This window comes from Ilyomonas limi (assembly GCF_005233845.1).
Classification (GTDB): domain Bacteria; phylum Bacteroidota; class Bacteroidia; order Chitinophagales; family Chitinophagaceae; genus Ilyomonas; species Ilyomonas limi.
The window spans coordinates 144,160-162,726 of record NZ_SZQL01000009.1; the positions used below are offsets into that span (position 1 = coordinate 144,160).

The window sequence follows — 18,567 nt, forward strand, 5'->3', positions numbered from 1 at the left end:
ATGTATATGTATAAATATTTGCTCAGCGCCTTGTTTTGTGTTGTTCTTTGCTCAATGGCATTTGCCCAGCAAACTAAAACCACTAAAACCACCATTGCACCTTTTAAAATAAGATTGGTAAACGGGGAAGGATTTACCTATAGCCAGCTTGCCAAAAACAAGCCTACTATACTGGTGTATTTTTCGCCTACCTGCGATCATTGCAAAAAGTTTACGGAAGCTATGCTCAAGCGTAAAAAGGAACTGGCTGACAGGCAGATTATAATGATTTCCTATCTGCCTTTAAACGAGGTAAAACAATTTGATGACGAATTTCATTTGTCATCTTATCCCAACATTAAAGTAGGTAGCGAAGGCTACACCTTTATCGTGCAGAAGTATTACAACATACAGCAGTTTCCGTTTGTAGCAACGTACGATAAACAAGGCAAGCTCAGCAAGATTGTACCATACAACAAAGAGTCTGCGCAAATGGCGGCGCAATTGTGACAGCATCGCATTTAAAAACTTATTATGCAACAAATAAAATACCTTTTTTTTATACTTCTTTTTGCTGCCTCTACACTGGCAAAAGCACAAGACGACACCGCTGTTTATCACGAGCAGTATCGTCCGCAGATACACTTTTCACCAAAGGCACACTGGATGAACGACCCAAATGGAATGGTGTACAATGAAGGTGTTTATCACCTTTTTTTCCAATACTATCCAGGTGCCAGCGTGTGGGGACCAATGCACTGGGGACATGCTACCAGCACCAACCTGGTGCACTGGCAGGAGCAGCCGATTGCTTTGTACCCGGATAGCCTGGGCTTTATTTTTTCGGGCAGTGCGGTAGTGGATAAAAACAATACTTCGGGCTTTGGTAAAGGAGGTAAAGTGCCGCTCGTTGCCATCTACACCAGCCACGATACAGCGGGTGAACGTGCCGGAAGGAATGATTATGAAAACCAAAGTATTGCTTACAGCCTGGATAATGGAAAGACCTGGACGAAATACAGCGGCAACCCGGTAGTAAAAAATCCTGGTATCCGCGATTTTCGCGACCCGAAAGTAAGCTGGAATGAAGCGGCCAACAAATGGATCATGACGCTTGCTACTAAAGACCGCATTACCTTTTTCTCTTCCCCAGATTTAAAAAACTGGACAAAAGAAAGTGAGTTTGGCGAAAAGTTGGGCGCACATGGCGGTGTATGGGAATGTCCGGATTTATTTCCGCTGGATTATAATGGACAAAAAGTGTGGGTGTTAATTGTGAATATTAATCCCGGCGGACCCAATGGGGGAAGTGCTACACAATACTTTACCGGCAATTTTGACGGTCACACATTTACGCCCGATGATACTACTACCAAATGGCTGGATTACGGCCCCGATGAATATGCAGGTATCACCTGGAGCAATACGGGTGAGCGTAAAATATTTTTGGGCTGGATGAGCAATTGGGAGTATGCCAATGTTGTACCTACCGAAAAATGGCGCAGCGCTACAACAATACCCAGAGAACTGGGTATCAAAAAAATAAATAACCAATTTCTTGTTACCTCACAGCCGGTAAAAGAATTAAATAGTATCACCAAACCATTCACCACACTTACAAATGTAAAAGCAACGGACTATACCGTTGCCAGCACTACAAAGCTTACCACTCCTTACAAGCTATCGCTTACAACAGATGCAGTGAAGGATTTTTCCATTACTTTTTCCAACAAAAGTGGCGAGCAATTAGTAATAGGTTTTGATAAAGCAACCAATCAATATTATATTGACCGCACAAAGGCTGGTGAATCTTCCTTTAAACAAAGTTTTGCTGCCAAAACAGTAGCACCACGTTTTGCACAAAAGGCTTCTATAGACTTAGTACTTATTATAGATGCAGCTTCTGTCGAGTTATTTGCTGATAGCGGATTAACGACGATGACCGCAATCTTTTTTCCAGAAGATTTGCTAAATCAAATACATGTACAATCAACCGGCGGAGTAGTATTAAAATCCTTGCAACTGAGCAGTATGCAAAGTATCTGGAAGTGAGTTTTGTAACCAGTAAATAGTTTAAATTAACGCTGGCAGGTTTAAGAACCCTGCCAGCGTTTTTTGCAAGGCTACCAACCATGTTAACCATGTTTAATAACGAAGAGCACGCATGCCAACAGCACTATTTTTATAAATTAAGTCTCTACCTTTTATTTACTTCATTATTTATTCTTTGTGTTCCGTTGTGCTTATATATTTATCGCAACAGAGAAGCTTACACCATTTCAGATTAAGTTATGCGGATTAGTAAGATTACGCAACTCATTTATCTTTACTGATTAACCGAACTATTTACCCTGAAATGGAATAGGTGTAAAAACCACAAGCATTCTTATGCGTAAATGCTATAAACACAAAAAAGTTGTTGCCCGTTTGCGGCGTTATTTCCCGACTTAAACTTTTGCTTTAATTTATTATAAATAAACTGCCGGCACATTGCCATTTTTGTTTAGTATCTTTTAAATAATTTTTTTATATACCCTGGCGCCCGTTACAAACCTTCTCATATTAATTGAAGCTGCTTACTAATTGGATATCATAGTAAAAGTGCAGTTTTACTGTTGCTTTTAGAGGGGGTTATAGCATTAAATAGCCGAGGCATTCTTTTTAGGTGAATTTAATGCAAATGAAAAGGTGTTTAAAATCAATACATAGTGTTCTAATTCCTATATGTCCTTCTATCTTTGCAGTGTTCTTTTTTAAATCCAATATCAAATTCAATATCATGAAAAAGTATTATTCACTGGCAGTGGCATGTATTGCACTGTTCCTTTGCAGTTGCAGCAAAGAAGACCTAAACGGAACCGTTACCAACAGCACTACATCGGCAAATGCTTCCACTAAAGCAGAAGGTTCCATACTCACACTTATTCCTAATAAATCGCTGAATTATGGAGCATTAATCGGCGCACCCTCCGTAACAGGCAGCATAGATTTTCAGCTTAATGTTGCAGACGACCTTGGCGTTTCATGCTTACGGGAGCGCACTAATGTACCGAGTAATACTCCCGATCCTATTGTTGTAAAGAGTAATTATAAGGTGTTGCTCAACTTTTGCCGCGGAAGTTTTAGCAGCGGCACTCCTATGCCCTTTGTTACTAACCTTACTCAATATAAGAAAGATTTGAAAAGTACGCTTGCTGTATATACTGTTAACCCAGCTGTAGCGGTAATTGAAAACGAAGAATCTAATAAACTGTACTATTCAGGTAGTGCACAGCAGTATATCAACCAGTTAAAAGCAGCTATTAGTGTGATGCACGGGCGCGGCATTAAAGTAGCAAATGGTGGCATTACCAGCACTGGCTTGAATTACCTGGTGTACCAGGACTTTATGAATCAGGGTAAAACCGATTCGGCAGAACGGTTTAAGCAACTCACAGGTGTTGCACCAAAGGCACTCACTATACAAGAGCGCGGTAGATTTGTGGATACCTTGTTGCAGGCGTATGCCACTATAAATTTAGACTACGTAAACTTCCATTGGAAGGGTACTTCACCCAATACCGAAGCATTACAATCAGTTATAAATTACATGAAAAAAAGAACCAATAAGCCAGTTATCTCTAACGAGTTTGGCCAATTTGATAAAGAAGTAGTTACGCTACAGGCAATGCTGCAAGTAGCTACTGATAATAACCTTCCTTATGTTGTATGGTACAGCCCCGATGAGAATGCAGGCAAGAAAGATACACCGCTGCACCATAGCGATCAGTCACTTACACCTAACGGTTTTGCTTACAAGGATTATCTTAAAAACTAAAATCTTGTTCATAGGTCAAAAGCGGCGCTTTTTAGAAAAAGTGCTTAAAAATTGACCTAATAAAAACCTACCCTGTTTTAAGTATAAAACAGGGTAGGTTTTTATTTATTTGCAGCATACAAATTAATATTTTACACTTTTTGTATTTGCTATGTTGCATGGGTATAAGCGTAAAAACTATTGCTCAAACACATGCATGAATATGCCTTTGACTACGGTTGATTTTTACATAAAGGCCAACTGTTGCAATGGTAGTTCATGATTCCTGCTGCATTGCCTGTATTGTTTTAATTAATCCTTCGTACAATGTGTAAGATGGTGTAAAGCCGGTTTGCCGCCATTGCTCTCCCGAAAACTGTGTAGTAGCACAGAACTTTTTTACGCGCACAGCAGAAATAGAAAATTTTTTACGCGTAATAACTGCTGCTATATCAAAAGCCACACCGCCTAAATAGCCAAGCCAATAAGGAATTCTCACAGCCGCAATTTTTTTGTTCATTGCTTTTTCAACAATTGCTACTAATTCATTCATTGATAAGTCGGGCTTATCGGTATAATTGAACACGTGGTAACCGCTCCCGTTTTTTTGCAACAAATACCTGATAAAACCGGTAATATTTTCAATATAACTCATGGATTTTCTGTTGTTCCCTGAGCCTATCATAAGAAATTTTCCGGAGCTGATTTGTTGCAGCAAATTATGCACATTGCCTTTGTTGTTTGGACCAAAAACAACGGTAGGACGTACAATAATTAATGTTTTATTGTTTGCATCTTTTTGCTGCCATTCACGCAATACTTCTTCCGCCATCCATTTAGATTTTCCATAGTGATTGAACGGGGCTGCCGGAGCGTTTTCATCAGGATTCAATTTATTCAATCCATACACTGCAACAGAACTAATAAAGATAACTTTATGAATACCTTTTTCATCCAAAGCTTTTAATACATTCTTAGTGCCCTGTACATTTACATCGTAATACAATGAGGCAGGCGATACATCATCGCGGTGCTCTGCGGCAAGCAGTATTGCCCAATCTGCAGGTTGTATAGCAGGGAGCAAGTGGTCGTAATCTCTTATATCAACTATGGAAGTAAGATGTGGAAATGCAGTGGAGTTGCGCTTATCTATATTTAGTAACTGATGCTCTGGTTGTAGCAATTCAATCAAATAAGTGCCAATAAAACCCGAGCCGCCAATGGTAATAATCTTCATACTTGTCTTTACGAATATAATTAAGCAGTGGTTATTGTATAGCTGAAAATTTATGTAATCACACGCTTCTTAAACTTACAATAGTGTTATTTTTTCAAAATACTATATATGGTTTACAAGCGTAAACAGATAAGAATAATAGCTATACTATAGTAATGGCATATTTTTTATAAACTTATAATATTAATAATATTAACGGGGTTAAATATAATAAGGATTAAACGAAGTGAATTAAAAAGCAACTAATACAATAATTATTATGGTTCTTTCCTGTCTTCAACTGTGTATAACTTTAATAATGTAAAATGTTTAATAATTATGATCTATTCTATTAAGAAAGCACTGGCAACCACGCTGTTGTTGTTATGTATTTATACAAGCCATTCACAATCTGGCAAAGCACCTTTGCAAAGGAAAGATTGTTTCTTTGGTGTGCATTTCGATTTTCATGCAACTGCTGCGGATACAGAGATAGGTAAAACGGTAACTGCCGACATGATAGATGCGTTTTTGGAGCAGGTGAAGCCCGATTTTGTGCAGGTTGATAGTAAAGGACATCCGGGCGTTGCCAGCTTTCCTACCAAAGTAGGCACTGCAGCAGGTGGCTTTACAAAAGATGCGCTGAAGATATGGAGGCAGGAAACGGCGAAGTATGGAGTAGGTTTGTATGCGCATTATTCTGGTCTGTTGGATAAGGCGGCTTTAAAAAAACATCCCAACTGGGGTGTGGTGGATGGCAATAAAAAAGTAAGTACAGAGTTAGCTTCGGTATTTAGTAATTACGAAGACTCACTGATGATTCCACAATTAGAAGAGTTGATAAAAAATTACAACATAGATGGAGTTTGGATTGATGGCGATACCTGGGCAACACAACCCGACTATAGTCAGAATGCATTAGCACAGTTTAAAAAACAAACAGGTATTTCAACTGTTACTGCTAACAAAAACACATCTGCTTATAAAGCATTAGTACGTTTTGAGCGTGCAGCATTTATCCGGTATGTAAATAAATATGTTAACCAGCTACATAATTTTGATAAGAATGTTGAAATAGGTACCAATTGGTTATACTCTTCGTATGCACCCTTACCTATTGATGTAGATGTCGATTTTCTATCGGGCGATATACCCTCCAGCCAGGGCGATTTGCATAAGGTTGCCTTTGATGCACGTACTTTCTCTTCGCAGGCATTAACCTATAATAAACCCTGGGACCTCATGTCGTGGGGCTTTGATAATAAAGGCATAAGATCTACCGATGTATTGTTCCAGGAAGCTGCGGAAGTAATAGCAATGGGTGGCGCATGGCAATGTTATTTTCCACAAAACCGCGATGCTTCTATAAAAAAGAATTACCTGAACACGCTTACGGAAGCTGCAAGGTTTATGCGTGCGCGACAAGCGTATTGTCAGCATGCCACTCCGGTTAAGCAAATTGCTGTGCTGTACAGTGGCACTAACCAATTAACTAAAAATACCGGGATTTTTCAAAACATAGATATTGCTACTGTCCGCAATACGTTGTATGCATTATTGGATAATCAGCAGCCCGCAGAAATAATAATGGAGCATCAGTTAAACGCAAGGGCGAATGATTATCCGTTGATCGTAGTGCCCGAACTGGGCGTGGCACAACAGTATCAGGAGAAACTGTTGCAGTATGTTTCCAATGGCGGAACTCTATTGTTATTGGGACCTGATAATGCTATGAAATTTGCAAAATATGCCGGTGTTCAACTAAACAAAAGTGCAACTGGTAAAGCAAGTACATTAAATTTAAAGCCGGGTAATGCTGCTTATTCGTTTTCCATACAGCCATTTGCTTTACAGTCTGGCACCGAAGAGATAAAAGACGTGCTTGCCGGTGAAAATGCATCTGCAAACACGTTACCCGTTGCTGCAGTAAGAAAATATGGTAAAGGCCAAATAGCCTGCCTTTTTATCAACCAGAGCAGTGCTGCTTCCAATGCCAAATATGCAGTATATAAGCAAATGCTGGATGCAGTAACCGAAAAACTGTTTACCAATCCTATGGTGCAAGTAACGGGTTCGCGCAATGTGCATGTAACTATCAATATGGTGAACGGCAAAACGGTGATTAATCTTATCAATACTAAAAATGCAGCAAATGGTGCTATACCTGCATTGGAACCGCTTACTGTAAAATTGCACAGCGCTAAAAAGCTGCAAATAAAATTGCAGCCGGAGAATACAACACCAAAGTATGATTATGCCAATAACACTTATACCATACAGGTTCCAGGCTTTAAGATACATGAAATGATCGTAGCAGAATAGGCAATCATTTAAAAATATTGAATAATCTTGCGGAAGGGCTTAAGCAGTAGTGTAAAAAAATAAGGCTTGATGCCATTTATTTTCCATGCCATGCGGTCTTCCTTATTAGCTTTTATCCTGTTTTTTAAAGATGCATTGCTGGTGCCGCCTGTGCGCATGCAAATAATGGTTTCGGGTAAATAAGCAATAACAAAATTGTTCTTAAAAAAGATGCGCAATATAATTTCGTAATCAGCGGCTGATTTAAAGCACACATTAAAAAGTCCTACTTTTTCATATACCTGCCGCTTTACAAAAATGGTGGGATGCGGTGGCATCCATCCATAATAAAACGACGATTTTTGAAACCTGCCCGATTTCCACCGACGGATAACTTTAGCGGTATTTACGGGATGAACATAATTCAGATCGGCGTAACATACATCAGCATTTGTTTGCTTTATTAGGCTGACTACTTTTTCAATCACTTCATTATTTTCATAATAATCATCCGAGTTGAGTATGCCAATCACATCGCCGGTCGCATATTGTATGCCTTTGTTCATGGCATCGTACAAACCCTTATCCGGCTCCGAAACAATGGTGTGAATTTTATCTTTATACCATTCAATGACCGACATCGTATTATCTGTTGAAGCACCATCAATAATAATGTATTCAATGTTTGCATACGTTTGACGGATAACAGATTCTATCGTATCGCGTATGGTTGCCTCGCTGTTATATGCTACGGTAATAATGGAAACCTTCATAATACGTTTTAACTGTTCAGCACTTCCTGGTAGAAGTCTTTTACTTTATCAAAACAAATATCCCAGCTATACTGCCTGCTGTTAGCAATGCCATTCGCTATCACCTCACTGCGGTTTGCCTGCAGGTAATTCATTTTTGCTATACATTCCTGTACATCCGTTGTATGCAAAAGCAATTGCTTATTGCCGGCAATCTCGGGTATAGAAGAAGCGTTCAAAGCAATTACCGGGCAGCCTGCGCGCTCTGCTTCAATCACCGGAATACCGAAACCTTCATACGCAGATGGATACAATAAAAATTGTGCAAAGTTGTATAGCTTATTCAAGATATTGTTATTAATTCCAAGAAAATGTTGCCAGCGATCACCAAGCGATTGCTGCAGAAAAGTTTCTTCTTCGCCGCTTAATAATCCACCGCCAACCATTACTAAAGTGTGATCTTCCAAGGTTCGCAGCACATGCACTGCAAAAGAAAAATTTTTATAATCTTCCCTGCTTCCTATAAATACTACATATTTTTTATCAGCCAGTTCTGTTAAACAATTATCTGCTATCAATTCCTGTTTATCAGTTATTGGAAAGAAAGATTCACTTACACCATTATAGATAACAGCAATCTTCTTTTTTGATAAATAAGGATACAATTCCAGCATATCTTTTTTGGTATTCTCTGATATGCAGATAATGCCATTTGCCTTATCCAGCGCTGCTTTCTTTTGTGATTGATGAATCTTTTTTTTTATGCCGCTGCGCATTTTTTCATAAGTAAAATCATGTACCGTAACTACCGGTAATGCGTGCTTGTTATTTGTTGTTCTGTAGTAACTGGAATGAAAAATGCACCGCTCTGCTGATGTAAATGATACTGGTAAATATCTTGATGAGATAAGCGGCAATTGCCGGTCTGGAATAATTACTTTATTTGGAATAATTAATTCATTTCTGAAGATATTATTTGTATTTGCTCTTTCTATAAAATAAATGTCGGCTGCCGATTGCAGCCATCGCTTACTCAGCTCGTACCAATATACCGAGATGCCTCCTGCCGTCTGTAAAGAATAAACAATATTGTCGAAATAGATAGTCATTAATACAGTTTTATAGAATGCAACACATCAGGCAAAGCAAGGAAGTGTGCAGAAAGAAAGTTTAGTGCGCATCTTTATTTTTATAAAAAAAGAAACTGCCGTACAACAATAATGTTTGAAGCATTGTTTGGCTTCTGATGCCATTGCGTAGGTTCTTCCATAGCAGTGGTAAAGAGGTGTTATTGTATAATGCCATAAAATCGTCTAATGTCATTTTAAAATTCGTACTCAGTTGCGGATAATACTGCTTTTTAAATTGTAGCAGCATGTGCTTCTTTTGAGTAAGTATGGATAGATTTTTTTTGTTTACGATAATTCTCTGTACTCTTTTGTTAAGAGAACTATTGTCGTAATTGCCCGATACATTGCTGGTGTGCTGGCGATATAAAATTGTTTTTTGAGGCAGATAATACAATTTACCAAAAGCCGCTGCCACCAATGCTATCCAGTAATCATGATTCTCTGCCTGCGGTGGTATTACAGCCACTTTACCGGCAAGCGTTCTGTTTATCATAGCGGTGCAACCATAAGCCGGGTTTTGTACCAGCATTTGTGGAAACGCAATGTCTTTTATCCTGTTAACGGTAAATTTTTTCTTCGATTCTATAACGTTCAGGTTTTCATCGGCATACAAAAAATCAGTGAACACCATTACAGGAAAGTTGCTTCCATATTGCTTTTCCAGTTCCAGCATTTTATGTAAGGTAATTGCTATTTTATTATTCATCCATTCATCATCCTGGTCACAAAACATAATGTATGCAGCATCTGTAGCTGCGCTCAACAGCGCACTAAAATTTAAAACACTACCACTATTGCTCCTGTTATTTTCCACAACAAAAATCTTATCGGGATAAGCTGTACAATATTGTTGAATAATAACAGGTGTTTTATCAGTAGAATGGTCATCGCGGATGAGTAAACGCCAGTTGCTATATGTCTGGTGTAGTAAACTCTCTATCTGACGACTCAAATATTTTTCACCATTATAAGTAGCGAGTAATATGGTAACGGATTCATTCATCTGCAGGCGTAGATTTAATGAAAAAGTGTTTTAATTTTTCAAGCAGCGGAAAAATTAAAATAATACTCAGCGGTGTAAAAGTAAATACGTTATCAAAAATGCTTAGAATGATAAGCGTGTTGAGGCAAGCGAGATAAGTGATATAATATTTACTCGCTGTATTCAATGTAAATAAAAAAACAGCAGTCAGCAACATTATAAAGAAAAACATGATATACATGCCCCAAAGACCTAAATAAGCATACGCATGGGAGAACACGGTGCCTACGTTAAAAGCAAGATTAATTTGAGTAATATCTGTACGATTGAAGTTGTACTTTTCATCAATACGTTTACTCACCGCATCCCAAAAAAACTCGTGAATCACTAATTGCTGCAAATTGTTTTTGGTAAAAGCAACTTCCCGCCTATTGATGTTGAGCTGCAGGTTTGCCAACGGGGAAGCAATATACATATACGCCCAAAAGTACGAATCGGGTATGCCTGATTGCCTGAAAGAAGGTTTGGCTTCGCTTACATTTAAAATCACCTCGCCGGCATCCACCTCATTGCCGGTTCGTAAATTACCAATAAAACCAAACGCTAAAAAAAACAACATCGCTATTACTGCTATCTTAAGAATCTTACCAGCAAAGTTTTTTTGAATAGACATCAGATACACCAAAACTGAACCGATAAAAATAAATGTAAGTGTAATACGGCTGATAACTAATAGTGTAAGTACAAGGGTTAAGATATAGTACAGCAGGTATTTCTTTCTCTTTTGAGATAAATAACTATGAAAGAAAAAGATGCTGAGAAAAACAGTAAAACCTACCAAAAACACATGAAAGACAGGAATACCAAAGGTAGCCGCAATATCCTGAAAAGTAATATTGCGCAGCAATGCAAGTAATGGAACAGACCTTGAATAAGCAAACTCCAGCAGGTAAAATAGCACTAACAATATTGCGTATATATCCTTTACTTCTACCTTTTGTTTTTTGTATTCCAGGCTCAGTAAATCTTTAAAAAATAAGGCGCCAAGAATAGCTATACAAAAAGTAATCAGGAAGAAAAACAGGAGCGTAAAAGTAAGCTTTGGAAACAGGTACGACCAGTCGAGCAGGTAAATAGGAATCACCAGCAAAAAAGCAAAACAATACGCCATGAATGGGCTAAAGATGGTGCGGTATTTCATGGCTTTTTTGTTTTAAAACTTTAAAAAAATAATATCCCAACCCAAACGTAATGAACGATTCGGTAATTAATATGGCATACACTGTTCCTAATGATTTAAACAAGTTAACCAACACAATATTTGCAATGATGTTGATGGCGCAACCGAGTATCAGCACCAAGCCATATTTATTTTTTTCGTTGTACGCAAGCAAGGTTTGAAATGCCGGAATATCGCATGCATTTATAATAATGGCGATGCAAAAAATATTAATGAGCAAAATCAAATGATAATTGATTTCGCCTTTTAAAAAATAGCTGGAGATAAGATGCGTGGCAAAGAAAACCACAACACACGCCAGCATTATAAGTGCAATAAAAGGTACAAATACCTTCTTTAGAAATGCCTTTAATGCAGTAACTGAACTTGCTGCCAGCAAACAGATTTGCGGAAAGATTACCTGTGAAAAAACATTACTTAATTGCTTCAATGCATAATATACTTTTTCGGCGATGCTATAAATACCCACTTCGGCCGGCGATGCAAAAACACCCAGAATAAAGGCATTGGAATTTAAATAAATATTCACTGCAACCGAAGAAAAGAACAACATTTTACCACTGGTAACTTCAGTTTTTACATCCTTAACAGTTATACGCACAAACCGCACATTGAATTTTTTTAAAACAATATAGATGCTCAATATACCTGCTACAATGGCCGACAAACCCTGGAATAAATTGACTAAATAATAGTCGGTTGGCAGCCGTATATACAGCAGTATGCACGCAAAGTAAATGAGCTTTGACAAGATGTTGCAGATGGCTAAAAACTTCATATCTTCCATACCCTGAAACAGCCAGATAGGAATGAGTGCCTGCCCCACTACAATAGCAAAACTGCTAAGGTGCAACCAGCGTTGAGCATACAAAACAGGAAAAGTATAAATGAGCGCTATATACAGCAGAAAGCATATTGACAAAAAAATCAGTTTGCTTATATACACTGTAGAAAAAATAGTATTGACCACCTCTTTATTACTTCTATTTACAGAGATGCGTTGCGTAGCAGATAAATTAAATCCATAATCTACAATCACATTAAAGTAATTGACAAAAGCATAAGAAAATGCAACTAATCCAAAGTTGGCAACGCCAATCCGGCTGATTAGATACGGTACAATTATCAGCGGCACTGCAAAGTTGACCACCTGATAAATAGATAAGAAAAAGTAGTTCTTAAATATGGTGGATTGTAATGTTCTTTTTAAGCTAAAATTTTCTATATACTTCAGCAGCATGTATGTAAAGAATTACAATTTTTAAACTAGGATTCTTCGAGTGTCTTTTTGATTAATAAAAAAAACACACAAAAGAAAGTAGCCAGCAAAGCGGCTATTAAAAAGGAACTCACCAGTCCCGGTTTAGACACTGGCAAAGCTAATCCCGGCTCATCAATCACCTGATAAACGGGCGTTACTTTTTGCAACGTAGCCCGCGCTATTTCCAGGTTTTGTACTACGGTCTGATACGTTTCCTGCAATACGCGTGTTTGTACTTCGCTCTTTTTTGCAGGCGCTTCTGCCGATTGAAAAGCAGGGTTTAAATTGAATACCTGCTCTCTTTGCACCAAAGAAGATTGCAGACTTTTATCCAACTCATATTTCAAACTATCTGCTTCATGCTCCAGCATTTGCAGGTTGCGCCTAGCAATGTCCGATTTTATTTCGGTGTAAAAATTAGCTGTTACATTGGTTAGCGCAAGGGGTAAAAAATGAGCAACGTGTTCGCTGCCCGATGTAACAGATATTTTATAAAAATTCAGTTCTTTCTCAATCTTATCCAGCTTCAAATAGTGCAACAGCGCATATTTATATACCTCTGTTATCAAACTGTCTTTTACACCTGTTGCAGCCGTATCGCTGATGGTAAAGGGAATCAGCGGTTGCAAACGTGCTTCTTTTTGCCAGTCTTTAAAGAAGTTTTCTTCCCTGCACATTTCATTTATCAGCAGTTGATTATTCTGCGGAATCGTTTGAAATAAAGCTCTTTCAAACATTTTTTTAGACTCAAATAATTTGATGATGTTTTCGCCATCAAACGCATTGTTTTTAGAGCCGAAGCTTAAGCCAAACTGGTTTGCCAATGCCATCAATCCACCGCTTGGGTTACTTTCGGAAGAGAGTACGAATGTGAGGTTACCGGTATAAGTGGGTTTCGAAAAAAGTGCAACCATCAAGCCTATAATGCCACCAATGAGCGCTACGATAACAATGCGCACACGCCTTGCTGCCAGGTACCGAATCCAGTCCTTTGCTTTTGCTACAAAGTTTTTGATAGAGATGTAATTGATGCTTGCAGGCATGACTCATTTACTGGGTTCAAAAGATATTTTGTGCAAATTTTTTGGCAACAACAAACAATACAGCCAATATACCGCCGATAAACAAACCGGCAATAAGGCTCAATAGTTTTCCCTGTCCAATTCTTTCCAGCGGCAGATGCGGCTCGTCCAATATCAGGTAAATAGGAGATTGCTTTTGTAATGAAATTTTTGCCAGCTCCAGGTTCTTCAGCACTTCGCCGTAAGCCGCTTCGTTTACCTGTGCTTTAAACTGGTTTTTGTATATGGGCGAACGCTGTGCCTGCATGGAAGGATTGAGATTAAACACCTGGTCGGTTGCAGTGCCGGTAGCAGTAATAGCACCGTTGATGAGCGCATGAATACTATCTGCCTCTCGCTGCAACATTTGCAGGTTTTGCCGTGCAAGACTCGTCTTTGTATCAATATAGAGTTTTGAAGTGGCATCCACTATGTATTTGGTAAAATAACAACTGAATACTTCGCTGCTATAAATAGTTTTTACTGTAAAAAACGAGAGCTTGGTGTCGGGTCTTCCAATCTCCAGATATTTAGTAATAATGTCTTTATGTATTTCGCGGAGCAGGCTATCCTGCAAAGGCGAAACTTTCTCCATATTATCCGGAAAAGGTAGTACATGTTGCAATCGCTGCTCTTTGCCCCATTCTTTATCCAGTTTATTTTCTTTTACATAAATGTCCAGCAGCTTTTGGTTAGTATTTGGTACTTTTTGAAAAAGCGCCCATTGCACCATTTTTCTGGAGGTAAAAAGATTAACGATGTTGTCTGCCGAAAAAACGTCGTTGCTACCGCCCAAGCTGATGCCGAACTGACTGGTAAGGCTGGATAAATCGTTGTTGTCTTCGTTGGATAATACAAAAGTCAGTTCACTTTTGTACGTTACTTTTTTAAACAAGGCAAACACCAGTCCCAGTACACCGCCTATTACAGCAACGAGCAGGATCAGCTTCCATTTGCTCCAAATGTAACTGCTCCATTCTTTGATAGCGGCAATGTTTTTCTTTTCAGTTTGCTCCATGAAGTAAATACTTTGCTTACGATAACGGTTGAATGCGTTCTTTGCTGGCGTACTTTATTTTATGTAATTCATCAATGCCACTACCACAGCCGCCAGCGATGCCACGCTGCCGGTAATAGCTACTACTTCAGAGGTGGTAAGACGGTGTCTTTCTCTTATCTGCTCTTTGGGCACAATAATTTCGGCGCCGGGCTCTATCTTAGGTGTGTGTTTAAAGAATAAAAAATGGCTCACCTTACGGGCTTCCCCATTGGGATATAATACCAGCGTGTTTTTCTTTTTACTGTTGGGTGCGTAACCACCGGCGCGGTCAATATAATATTCCAGCGATTTGCCTTTTTCGTACACCGAGATAGAAGGATTATATACCTGTCCACTCACTTTTACATTATTATTAAGGCGGTTGATGACCAATACATCGCCCGGCTTCAGCACTACATCCTGTACCGAACCCGGATGTGCTCTTAAAAAATTAAGGTTTAGAATAAATTTATCATACGCGCTTAGCATATCGTTGGTAATATACACCTGCTTCTCATCGCCACTAGTAATGGCTTCCAGGTGCCGCCGGCGTTCTGCTTCGGAGGCATTATCCCGCAGTCTTAATAAATAAGCCGAGCCGGCATTAGCCGTAGGCAACAACCCGCCGCTACGATCAATGAGCGAAGTAGCCGTTTCCATTTTTGTTTGTAAAGTATAGCCACCAGGATACAATACTTCGCCATTTACAAAAGCCTGCTCCGGCAGTACAAAAGAAGGATTGGTTTTTACAAAAATGCGGTCGTAAGGCTGCAGCCAGATATTGCTGCTGCCGTTGAAAAACGAGGAGTCGTACACCACTTCTATCGTTTGTGAGATGGGGGCATTCTTATCAAAAGGGTTGGTATTTTTTACCCGGCGCGAAATTTCTATTTTCTTATCCGCCCCGATAGTTAAGCCGCCGGCCTGCAAAATGGCATCCTGCAAGGTAAGACTGTCTATAAACGGAATATTGCCCGGCTTGGCTACTGCACCATCTACCGTAACATTAAAGTTCTCGCGCAAATCAAAATTGGATAAAATGGTTACTATATCTTCTCTTTGCAATACCACATTACTTCTGCCGGCAAGCACATCCGCTACATTAAAGTCCACTGCCATTGGAGTATAATCGCTTTGCAGGCGGCGTATAAAACCTTGCTTCAGATATGCTTCTTCCTTTATACCTCTTGCCTTTTCGAACAGCTCTTTTAGTGTCATGCCGGGGTGCCAGGCGTAGTTGCCGGGCGCAAATACAGCGCCGGTTACCTGCACACGGTTTTCGTAGCGGTCCTGAACCGTATCTGCAGTATATACATCGGCGTTTTGGGGTACAAAAGTGGCGTAGTCACTGTTGGGTATATCCACAATACGGCGACCAGTGCCTGTAATTTGCACATCCGAAATAAATGCAGTTGCCGCTGAGTCGCTGAAGCCGCCGGCATAGTTCATAACATCCTGCAGGGTTTCGCCAGACGCTACTTCAAAAATGGCGGGACGCTTAAAAGCACCTTTGAGTGTTACGCGCCTGGTGTAGATTGGTATGCGAATAATGTCTTGGTCGGCTAATAAAATATTACTGCTTAGATCGCCTTTGCTCAAAAAAGCATATACATCCAATGTATCCACTACGCGGTTATTGCGGATAACCTCAATATTGCGGAAAGAGCCGCGGTTATTAGGCCCGCCAGAGGCATATAAAGCGTTGAAAACGGTAGCGAGCGATGGCAAAGTATAAGTGCCCGGTCTTTTTACTTCGCCAATAAGCGTTACATGTATGCTGCGGATATCGCCAAGCGTAATATTTACTTTGGTAAGACCGGTGCGTATATTGCTGTAGCCATTAGCAGCCAGTTTGTCTTTAATGCGCTGCGATGCTTCTTCAAATGTTAAACCCGCCACATACACTACACCAACATTGGGAATAGAAATAAATCCTTCGGGGTTTACCTTAAAACGGTTGTTGTATTCCTGGTAGCCCGAAATAATAACAACAATTTCGTCATCTGGACCAATAATATAATTGAGTGGTGTGGCAATGCGCAGGTTAGGCTCAAAAGTAAGATTACTGTTGCTAAAAATTTCTGCACCATACACTTGCAACTGGTTAGGATTGGGCCTTACATGGAGTGTATCATTGGGTTTTCTTCGCCCCAGCGAGTCGAAGCCAAGGGTATCGCTGTTGTTGAAATTGTAATTGCGGCCGCTATTATAATTATTAATAGCAGTATCGTTACGATCATTGGCGTTCAGCGGGCCTGTTTTCTTATTAATGCGTTCCTGCACAAGGTTCGCTTCCGAAGGGTTCATGCCTCTTGCTACGGCAAGCTCAAAAAACTGACCGGGCGTATAGCCTGCAGCCGTCATTTGCTGGATAATTTGCGTAAGCTGATTGTCGGAAATAGAAGCTGACTTTATATTTGAAAAATTAGCCGGCAAGGTTTGAGCATACAAGGTATAAAAGCAGGAAAGCAGTAAAAGCCCTAAGAAAATGATTTTTTTCATAATGATTTTAGCAAAGCCAAAGGCTTTAATACTTAATAAAATAATACTGTACCCGGCTTGTACAATTACAAAGCAGCACTGCAGCAGTAATTAAAAAAAGTTTAATGCAAGAACTTTGTACAGCAGTAATTTTTAAACGATTTTCCGTTTAAAAAAGCGTGCAAATGTAGAGTTTTTAACGCTTACTTGCGTAAGTACGCACCTGCTGAACCCGCGTAAAATGGGCGATGTATGAAATTTTATATTATTATTTTTTATTCTTACAAAAGTGTGTTCATATTTACAGCGGCAGCAACAAAGCGCTATGTTGATATCTTTGCTGTTTAGTTAAATTATCCTTTACGCTTAAACTTATTAGGCTGCCCTTCTATCTTTACTCCCTCATTTACCAAAATATGTTGTCCGCAACCTGGTGTTTTCTCCGTTTTACCCTTCTGCTTTCCCTTGTAAATAGTGTACTTGTAAGTTGCAACAGCCCATCGGGTGATACACATAACGTGCGGCATATTGCCGGTGCAAAGGCCGAAGCCGGAATAGCTGCAACAAAAAATACAAAGGCTGGAGTAGCTGCTGCGAACGAAGCTATTTACGATAGCACCAAACAGTACATTTATCTTACTTTCGATGATGGCCCACAGCCCGGCACTATGGCTTGCTTCCGTACGATAGAGCAGTTGGGCGTAAAAGCAAGCTTTTTTATGGTAGGTATGCACCGGTGGGATGCCCATTACAAAGCCATAGCAGATACTATTGACGATAATTACCCGGTTACCTTATTAGCCAACCACAGCTTCAGCCATGCTTTTCGCGATAAATACAAAGCATTTTATACCCATCCTTATGCCGCTTTGGCAGATTTTAAAAGGGCACAGGATTCGCTACAAGTACCTTATAAAATTGTTCGCCTGCCGGGTAATAGCAGTTGGGTACGCAACGGCGTTATCAAGGCTTCAAAACTTACTAAGCCGGTTTGTGCTTTGTTGGACTCAGCCGGGTATAAAGTAATAGGCTGGGATGTGGAGTGGAACTTTAAACCGGACCGTGGTGGCGCCAGGCCGGTACAGAGCGTGGAAACTATGGTAAAAATGGTGGAGAATACGCTGCAAAAGAACGAATGTTATAGAAAGAATAATATTGTATTATTGGCACACGACCGTATGTTTCATACACCGGCTTATACCGATTCTTTATTTAAATTTGTATCTATATTAAAACAAAATCCGCATTATGTATTTGAAACTGTTGACAAATACCCAATGCAACGGCAAACAATCAATTTATAAGTAAAAAATAAAAAAGGAAATAAAA

14 protein-coding genes are annotated in these 18,567 nt (G+C 39.5%); 5 read left to right on the forward strand and 9 right to left on the reverse strand.

Going from position 1 to position 18,567, the window contains the following annotated elements; all coding sequences use genetic code 11:
• Nucleotides 1-6 precede the first annotated feature (6 nt).
• The 3 genes from FC093_RS12480 (at nucleotide 7) to FC093_RS12490 (ending at nucleotide 3,796) form a co-directional block, all read left to right on the forward strand.
• On the forward strand, nucleotides 7-489 hold the full coding sequence (locus FC093_RS12480) for a peroxiredoxin family protein (protein ID WP_170971077.1): 483 nt from the start codon (nucleotides 7-9) through the stop codon (nucleotides 487-489).
• Nucleotides 490-513: 24 nt separating this feature from the next.
• Complete coding sequence (locus FC093_RS12485; protein WP_137262124.1) at nucleotides 514-2,031, forward strand: glycoside hydrolase family 32 protein; 1,518 nt, start codon at nucleotides 514-516, stop codon at nucleotides 2,029-2,031.
• 727 nt (nucleotides 2,032-2,758) lie between these two features.
• Entirely contained in the window at nucleotides 2,759-3,796 is a 1,038-nt protein-coding gene (locus tag FC093_RS12490; RefSeq protein ID WP_137262125.1) for a hypothetical protein, read from the forward strand.
• Between the two features lie 256 nt (nucleotides 3,797-4,052).
• Here FC093_RS12490 and FC093_RS12495 read toward each other — a convergent pair whose 3' ends face one another.
• Nucleotides 4,053-5,012, reverse strand: coding sequence for an NAD-dependent epimerase/dehydratase family protein (locus FC093_RS12495; protein ID WP_137262126.1), 960 nt, complete (start codon nucleotides 5,010-5,012; stop codon nucleotides 4,053-4,055).
• Between the two features lie 318 nt (nucleotides 5,013-5,330).
• On the opposite strand from FC093_RS12495, the gene FC093_RS12500 reads away from it, so the two are divergent.
• Nucleotides 5,331-7,313, forward strand: a complete 1,983-nt coding sequence (locus tag FC093_RS12500) for an alpha-amylase family protein (protein WP_137262127.1) — start codon at nucleotides 5,331-5,333, stop codon at nucleotides 7,311-7,313.
• A gap of 8 nt (nucleotides 7,314-7,321) precedes the next feature.
• Here the strand turns inward: FC093_RS12500 and FC093_RS12505 are convergent, their stop codons facing one another.
• From FC093_RS12505 to FC093_RS12540, 8 genes are all read right to left on the reverse strand, one after another.
• Entirely contained in the window at nucleotides 7,322-8,065 is a 744-nt protein-coding gene (locus FC093_RS12505; RefSeq protein ID WP_137262128.1) for a glycosyltransferase family 2 protein, read from the reverse strand.
• Between the two features lie 8 nt (nucleotides 8,066-8,073).
• On the reverse strand, nucleotides 8,074-9,153 hold the full coding sequence (locus FC093_RS12510; protein WP_137262129.1) for a glycosyltransferase family 4 protein: 1,080 nt from the start codon (nucleotides 9,151-9,153) through the stop codon (nucleotides 8,074-8,076).
• A 61-nt stretch (nucleotides 9,154-9,214) separates the two neighbouring features.
• Nucleotides 9,215-10,177, reverse strand: a complete 963-nt coding sequence (locus FC093_RS12515; protein ID WP_137262130.1) for a glycosyltransferase family 2 protein — start codon at nucleotides 10,175-10,177, stop codon at nucleotides 9,215-9,217.
• Entirely contained in the window at nucleotides 10,170-11,357 is a 1,188-nt protein-coding gene (locus tag FC093_RS12520; RefSeq protein WP_137262131.1) for an O-antigen polymerase, read from the reverse strand. The genes FC093_RS12515 and FC093_RS12520 overlap by 8 nt, the downstream gene beginning before the upstream one ends.
• The gene (locus FC093_RS12525) at nucleotides 11,335-12,636 is read right to left on the reverse strand and encodes an oligosaccharide flippase family protein (RefSeq protein WP_137262132.1); all 1,302 of its coding nucleotides are present in this window, start codon (nucleotides 12,634-12,636) and stop codon (nucleotides 11,335-11,337) included. Before FC093_RS12525 ends, FC093_RS12520 begins: the two co-directional genes overlap by 23 nt.
• Before the next feature lie 26 nt (nucleotides 12,637-12,662).
• Complete coding sequence (locus FC093_RS12530) at nucleotides 12,663-13,700, reverse strand: GumC domain-containing protein (RefSeq protein ID WP_137262133.1); 1,038 nt, start codon at nucleotides 13,698-13,700, stop codon at nucleotides 12,663-12,665.
• 16 nt (nucleotides 13,701-13,716) lie between these two features.
• Entirely contained in the window at nucleotides 13,717-14,736 is a 1,020-nt protein-coding gene (locus FC093_RS12535) for a Wzz/FepE/Etk N-terminal domain-containing protein (protein WP_137262134.1), read from the reverse strand.
• Nucleotides 14,737-14,790: 54 nt separating this feature from the next.
• Nucleotides 14,791-17,259 (reverse strand): SLBB domain-containing protein, encoded by a 2,469-nt coding sequence (locus FC093_RS12540; RefSeq protein WP_137262135.1) that lies wholly within the window; start codon nucleotides 17,257-17,259, stop codon nucleotides 14,791-14,793.
• A 395-nt stretch (nucleotides 17,260-17,654) separates the two neighbouring features.
• Here FC093_RS12540 and FC093_RS12545 point away from each other — a divergent pair, with 395 nt between their 5' ends.
• Nucleotides 17,655-18,542, forward strand: coding sequence for a polysaccharide deacetylase family protein (locus tag FC093_RS12545; protein WP_137262136.1), 888 nt, complete (start codon nucleotides 17,655-17,657; stop codon nucleotides 18,540-18,542).
• Nucleotides 18,543-18,567: the final 25 nt, after the last annotated feature.

What these genes read in the sequence shown, in the direction of transcription:
- FC093_RS12510 (WP_137262129.1), bottom strand. Translation starts at nt 9,153, where the DNA reads ATGACTATCTATTTCGACAATATTGTTTATTCTTTACAGACGGCAGGA.
- FC093_RS12515 (WP_137262130.1), bottom strand. Translation starts at nt 10,177, where the DNA reads ATGAATGAATCCGTTACCATATTACTCGCTACTTATAATGGTGAAAAA.
- FC093_RS12485 (WP_137262124.1), top strand. Translation starts at nt 514, where the DNA reads ATGCAACAAATAAAATACCTTTTTTTTATACTTCTTTTTGCTGCCTCT.
- FC093_RS12480 (WP_170971077.1), top strand. Translation starts at nt 7, where the DNA reads ATGTATAAATATTTGCTCAGCGCCTTGTTTTGTGTTGTTCTTTGCTCA.
- FC093_RS12500 (WP_137262127.1), top strand. Translation starts at nt 5,331, where the DNA reads ATGATCTATTCTATTAAGAAAGCACTGGCAACCACGCTGTTGTTGTTA.
- FC093_RS12525 (WP_137262132.1), bottom strand. Translation starts at nt 12,636, where the DNA reads ATGCTGCTGAAGTATATAGAAAATTTTAGCTTAAAAAGAACATTACAA.
- FC093_RS12535 (WP_137262134.1), bottom strand. Translation starts at nt 14,736, where the DNA reads ATGGAGCAAACTGAAAAGAAAAACATTGCCGCTATCAAAGAATGGAGC.
- FC093_RS12545 (WP_137262136.1), top strand. Translation starts at nt 17,655, where the DNA reads ATGTTGTCCGCAACCTGGTGTTTTCTCCGTTTTACCCTTCTGCTTTCC.
- FC093_RS12540 (WP_137262135.1), bottom strand. Translation starts at nt 17,259, where the DNA reads ATGAAAAAAATCATTTTCTTAGGGCTTTTACTGCTTTCCTGCTTTTAT.
- FC093_RS12495 (WP_137262126.1), bottom strand. Translation starts at nt 5,012, where the DNA reads ATGAAGATTATTACCATTGGCGGCTCGGGTTTTATTGGCACTTATTTG.
- FC093_RS12530 (WP_137262133.1), bottom strand. Translation starts at nt 13,700, where the DNA reads ATGCCTGCAAGCATCAATTACATCTCTATCAAAAACTTTGTAGCAAAA.
- FC093_RS12490 (WP_137262125.1), top strand. Translation starts at nt 2,759, where the DNA reads ATGAAAAAGTATTATTCACTGGCAGTGGCATGTATTGCACTGTTCCTT.
- FC093_RS12505 (WP_137262128.1), bottom strand. Translation starts at nt 8,065, where the DNA reads ATGAAGGTTTCCATTATTACCGTAGCATATAACAGCGAGGCAACCATA.
- FC093_RS12520 (WP_137262131.1), bottom strand. Translation starts at nt 11,357, where the DNA reads ATGAAATACCGCACCATCTTTAGCCCATTCATGGCGTATTGTTTTGCT.